The sequence below is a fragment of the Serratia sp. (in: enterobacteria) genome (genome assembly GCF_046715635.1).
Lineage (GTDB): Bacteria > Pseudomonadota > Gammaproteobacteria > Enterobacterales > Enterobacteriaceae > Chania.
The window spans coordinates 1-3,817 of the sequence record NZ_JBKJYW010000050.1 but is presented as its reverse complement, the minus strand read 5'-3'; the positions used below and the strand labels follow the sequence as shown (position 1 = coordinate 3,817).

Sequence of the window (3,817 nt, the reverse complement as noted above, 5' to 3'; positions counted from 1 at the left end):
CGTGATACAGGAACACCGCGTGGATCGCTTCACGCACCGGATCGTTGCCACGGAACGAGAAGGAGACGTTGGACACGCCGCCGGAGATCATCGCGTGCGGCAGGTGGGTTTTGATGTCGGCGCAGGCCTCGATAAAGTCGACGGCATAGTTGTTATGCTCTTCGATACCGGTGGCGACGGCAAAAATGTTTGGGTCAAAGATGATGTCTTCCGGTGGGAAACCCACGCGCTCGGTCAGGATCTGGTAAGCACGGCGGCAAATCTCAAATTTGCGTTGGCGGGTATCCGCCTGGCCGACCTCATCGAAAGCCATCACCACCACGGCGGCACCGTAGCGGCGCACCAGCTTGGCATGGTGGATAAAGGCTTCTTCGCCCTCTTTCATCGAGATCGAGTTGACGATACCTTTACCCTGAATGCATTTCAGGCCCTTTTCGATCACGCTCCATTTGGAGGAGTCGATCATAATCGGGACGCGGGCGATATCCGGCTCACCGGCGATCAGGCTGAGGAAACGCACCATCGCCGCCTCGGCGTCGAGCATCCCTTCATCCATGTTGATGTCGATGATCTGGGCACCACTCTCCACCTGTTGGCGGGCCACGGCCAGCGCCTCGTTATACTTTTCTTCCTTAATCAGCCGCTTGAATCGGGCCGAGCCGGTAACGTTGGTACGTTCACCCACGTTGACGAACAGCGATTTGGCATCAATATTCAGCGGTTCCAGGCCGGACAGGCGGCAAGCCACCGGTAACTCTGGCAACTGCCGTGGCGGCACGCCCTCAACCGCTTTAGCCATCGCGGCAATATGCGCTGGAGTGGTGCCACAGCAGCCACCAATGATATTGAGGAAACCAGCATGCGCCCATTCGCCCACCTGTTTGGCCATCTCTTCGGCATCGAGATCGTATTCACCAAAGGCATTCGGCAAACCGGCGTTCGGGTGGGCGGTCACATAGCTTTCAGAGATGCGAGACAATTCCGCCACGTATTGGCGCAATTCATCGGGGCCGAGCGCACAGTTCAAACCAAAGGTCAGCGGTTTGACGTGACGCAGCGAGTTGTAGAACGCTTCCGTAGTCTGGCCGGAAAGGGTACGGCCAGAGGCATCGGTGATAGTGCCGGAAATCATGATTGGTAAGGCCACACCCAGCGCTTCAAACTCGGTTTCGACCGCAAAGGCCGCCGCTTTGGCATTCAGGGTATCGAAGATGGTTTCGATCATGATCAGATCGACGCCCCCTTCCACCAGCGCGCGAGTTGATTCGCGGTAGGCTTCTACCAGTTGATCAAAAGAGACATTACGGAAGGCCGGATCGTTAACGTCAGGGGAGATAGAGGCAGTACGGTTGGTAGGGCCAAGCACGCCAGCGACGTAGCGCGGTTTTTCCGGGGTGCGCGCCGTCCATTCATCAGCACACCTGCGAGCCAGCAAGGCGGCCTGGTAGTTAATTTCGGCGGACAGCGACTCCATATGGTAGTCGGCCATCGCGATAGTGGTCGAGTTGAAGGTGTTGGTTTCGAGGATGTCGGCCCCCGCCTCCAGGTAACCGTTATGGATCGCAGTGATCACCTCCGGTTTGCTTAACACCAGCAGGTCGTTATTGCCTTTCAGATCGCTTTGCCAATCGGCAAAACGCTCACCGCGGTAGTCTGCCTCCTCCAGCCGATAGCTCTGGATCATGGTGCCCATACCGCCATCCAACACTAAAATACGCTGCGCTAACTGCTGACGCAGTTGTTCCACTCGATTTATCACTGTAGCCCCTTCACACCCGATTATCCGCCCGACGACTGATTACCCCACATCCCAATGTTGTAGCGGCGCGGTACGCTGCGCCCGTCATGCATCCTGCAACTTGAAAGATGGAGGGTCTGACATCCTAGCACAGGTTATGGCGGCAAAGGTGCGAGCGGGTATTGAGAGTTTTTCAGGTTAGCCGACCAACAGATCCGATGAGCGGAGAAGCAACTTGCAATTCATACTCAAAAAACGAAAATGAATTCCATCATACGGAAAGCACAAGGTGAATCATGGCCACTCCCGTTCCCGCCAAGCGCGGTAAAAAACCCCGCGCCGCCGCGCCCGCCGCCAGCACGGCGACCGGCCAGGTCCAGTCACTGACCCGTGGTCTGAAACTATTGGAATATATTGCCGAAGCTCATGGCAACGTGGCGCTGACCGATCTGGCCCAGCAGGCCGGGTTGCCCAACTCCACCACCCATCGCCTGCTGACGACCATGCAACAGCAGGGTTTTGTCCGCCAGGTGGGCGATCTTGGCCTGTGGACCATGGGAGCACATGCGTTTGTGGTGGGCAGTAGCTTCCTGCAAAGCCGTAACCTGCTGGCCATGGTGCACCCTACGCTGCGCCGCCTGATGGAAGAGTCTGGTGAAACGGTCAATCTGGCGGTGATGGACAAAGCCGAAGATCAGGCGGTGATTATCGATCAGGTGCAATGCACCGCGTTGATGCGCATGTCGGCCCCGATTGGCGGCAAGCTGCCGATGCATGCTTCTGGTGCGGGCAAAGCCTTCCTCGCCACCATGCAGGACGATGAGGTGACCAGGCTGCTGCATAAAAAAGGCATGCACACCTATACCCCGCATACGCTAACGCCACATAACCTGAAAGAAGGGTTGGCGGTGATCCGCAAGCAGGGATTCTCGTTCGACGATGAAGAGCATGCCCTTGGCCTGCGCTGTCTGGCCACCTGCATCTTTGACGAGCATCGCGAAGCCTTTGCCGCCATCTCCATCTCCGGCCCGGTATCGCGCATTACCGACGATCGCGTGACGGAACTCGGTGCACTGGTGATCCATGCGGCAAAAGAAATCAGCCTGGAATACGGTGGCGTACGGTGATTAGATGGGCATAGTTACACGGGCGCAGTTCAATTCAGCGCCCTACGTCATGAGCAGATCCCCACTGTTATTTTTCTGTATCGCGCTGTAGAGACTTTGTTTCGCCTCCAGCGAAAAGTATGAATTCGATCACAATTAGCGATCTTGCCGCCGAAAGCCGATTGCAACCTTTCGCACTTCCCTCGACAATGTTACCGATAACATGTTACTGGTAACAATGGCATTAGATAAAAGTAGTCATTAAATAATATAGCGGCTACAGACTATGACTCGCAGATGGGGAGCACCAAACCATGATCAATAATCAGAATCGTGTTTACGTCATTATGGGCGTTTCCGGCAGCGGCAAGTCTGCCGTCGCCAATGCCGTTGCCCAACGGCTATCCGCCAACTTCCTGGACGGTGACTTTCTCCATCCACGCTGCAATATCCAGAAAATGGCCTCAGGCGAACCGCTCAATGACGACGATCGCGCACCGTGGTTAGCCGCCCTGAACGATGCTGCTTTCGCCATGCAACGTACCAATGCGGTCTCCATCATCGTCTGCTCTGCGCTGAAAAAGCATTATCGCGATCGACTCCGTGCCGGTAACGACAATCTGTCGTTCATCTATCTGCACGGCGACTTCCCGCTGATCGAGGCTCGGCTGGCTGCCCGCAAGGGGCATTTCTTCAAACCCCAAATGCTGGTCACCCAATTCGCCACGCTGGAGCAGCCGGGCCAAGATGAAATTGACGTCCAGGCCATCGATATCGATCAGCCGCTGGATGCGGTGATTGCCGACACTGTGCGACATATCCAGAGCTTCCAACCACAAGAAGCCCGTGCATAACGAGATGTTCTGAACAACATAACTGGCCCTCGCCGCGCGCATTAGGGCTGCATTGTGAGGATGGTATGATTAACAGCACCCTGGCACGTGTAACACAACGCATCATTGAACGTTCAAAA

The 3,817-nt window shown here is 55.9% G+C and carries 3 protein-coding genes; 2 read left to right on the top strand and 1 reads right to left on the bottom strand.

The genetic code is table 11. The features are described from left to right. Positions 1 to 1,759, bottom strand: a 1,759-nt coding sequence (locus ACLQ7H_RS02475; protein ID WP_411751302.1) for a homocysteine S-methyltransferase family protein, incomplete at its 3' end; no start/stop codon positions are given. 275 nt (positions 1,760 to 2,034) lie between these two features. On the opposite strand from ACLQ7H_RS02475, the gene iclR reads away from it, so the two are divergent. Both iclR and gntK read left to right on the top strand, forming a co-directional pair. Beyond that, positions 2,035 to 2,865 carry a glyoxylate bypass operon transcriptional repressor IclR gene (iclR, locus tag ACLQ7H_RS02470; protein ID WP_411751301.1) on the top strand — a complete coding sequence of 277 codons (831 nt, stop codon included), beginning with the start codon at positions 2,035 to 2,037 and terminating at the stop codon, positions 2,863 to 2,865. A gap of 293 nt (positions 2,866 to 3,158) precedes the next feature. Further along, positions 3,159 to 3,698: a gluconokinase gene (gene gntK / locus ACLQ7H_RS02465; protein WP_411751300.1), complete on the top strand. Its 540-nt coding sequence runs from the start codon at positions 3,159 to 3,161 to the stop codon at positions 3,696 to 3,698. The last annotated feature ends 119 nt before the right edge of the window (positions 3,699 to 3,817 follow it).